General features: G+C 36.0%; 3 protein-coding genes. All 3 read right to left on the bottom strand.

The window, feature by feature from the left end; translation table 11 throughout:
* Positions 1-27: 27 nt before the first annotated feature.
* The 3 genes from ACYVRS_RS14730 to ACYVRS_RS14720 are packed head-to-tail and all read right to left on the bottom strand — an operon-like array spanning position 28 to position 811.
* A complete protein-coding gene (locus ACYVRS_RS14730) occupies positions 28-306 on the bottom strand; it encodes a hypothetical protein (protein WP_461198288.1) in 279 nt (92 codons plus the stop codon).
* 2 nt (positions 307-308) lie between these two features.
* A complete protein-coding gene (locus tag ACYVRS_RS14725) occupies positions 309-632 on the bottom strand; it encodes a hypothetical protein (protein ID WP_461198287.1) in 324 nt (107 codons plus the stop codon).
* Positions 629-811, bottom strand: coding sequence for a hypothetical protein (locus tag ACYVRS_RS14720; RefSeq protein ID WP_325843914.1), 183 nt, complete (start codon positions 809-811; stop codon positions 629-631). Before ACYVRS_RS14720 ends, ACYVRS_RS14725 begins: the two co-directional genes overlap by 4 nt.
* Positions 812-1,066 lie beyond the last annotated feature (255 nt).

The following is a 1,066-nucleotide window of genomic DNA, read 5'->3' as shown; positions in this document are numbered from 1 at the left end:
TATCGCTGACGATTGCGGAATTATCAGTCACTCTTCCTCCTGTTCCAAAGCTCTAGCATTTTCTAGAACGTTGCTAAAAAGGTAACTAAGATTTTCTGTGTCAAGTTCATCAGGATAATTCCACCCAGTAACTTCAACAGAACAGTCAGACATTTCAAGATCAATCACAATCTGCTGATTCTCGTTGAGTTGCGGTTGTTTTTCCTTCAACAATTCAATCCAGCCAAGTAAGTCATCTTTATACATGGAGAAACTATCTGGCTCATTCAAAATTGATTGTTCTAATCTATATAACACTTCACTCACATTCATTCCTCCTGTTCCAAAGCTTTTTTAATAAAATCCCCAATCAAGACTGCGTTCCGGTTTTTCCAGTTTATTTCTGTAATGTCTGTGTTTCTGATTATTTGGCAAGGAAATGCATTAGGGTCACACTCGTTGACGTATCCCCAGATTTCTAAATCCATGTATTTTTTTGGTTTCAAAGAAAAAAGCACCAGCCATTCGCCTTCTAAATCACGTACAACATATCTGAAGCCACGATCAGAATACTTTTTCAATTCTTTTAAAGTATCCGCCCGATTTTTTAGTCGTACAGATTCCTTAACCCGATCTTCCCAATCCATTTTCATTCCACGCTTTCTTCTTCAATTGCAGGACGCACAACAAGAAATGTATATGCGATATCTAACTCTGCATCACCGTCTTCAACAATCTTTGCGGAAACTATTGTTCCATTAGAATCGATTACTCCTATATCCATTCCGTCTGGATACGATTTAAGAAGTTTTCTTAATTCTCCTACCGTCATACTCATCCTCGCTTTCTGCTATTTCGTCGGATAACTGACTTGGTAAAATGTAAAATATGTTACAATACCTAAAAGGAGGTATTGCTTTGGGAACTTTTTTAGCTTTTATTTGGTATATTTTTATAGGATTTATGCTTTATGGAATCATCAGATTGGCAGTTAAACACGGAATTTCAGATTCCAAAAAAAATAATTTATGATTCTGTTGCTACTCTTTTAGGGTAGTTTTTTTATTTCCACAATTTTGGTGGATAG

Source organism: Enterococcus salsurae, from assembly GCF_054784955.1.
The sequence above is the reverse complement of the archived record's forward strand: the minus strand, read 5'-3'. Positions and strand labels throughout refer to the sequence as shown.

Excerpts from the sequence above, each read along its gene's own strand:
- ACYVRS_RS14725 (WP_461198287.1), bottom strand. The coding sequence starts at position 632 with ATGAAAATGGATTGGGAAGATCGGGTTAAGGAATCTGTACGACTAAAA.
- ACYVRS_RS14720 (WP_325843914.1), bottom strand. The coding sequence starts at position 811 with ATGACGGTAGGAGAATTAAGAAAACTTCTTAAATCGTATCCAGACGGA.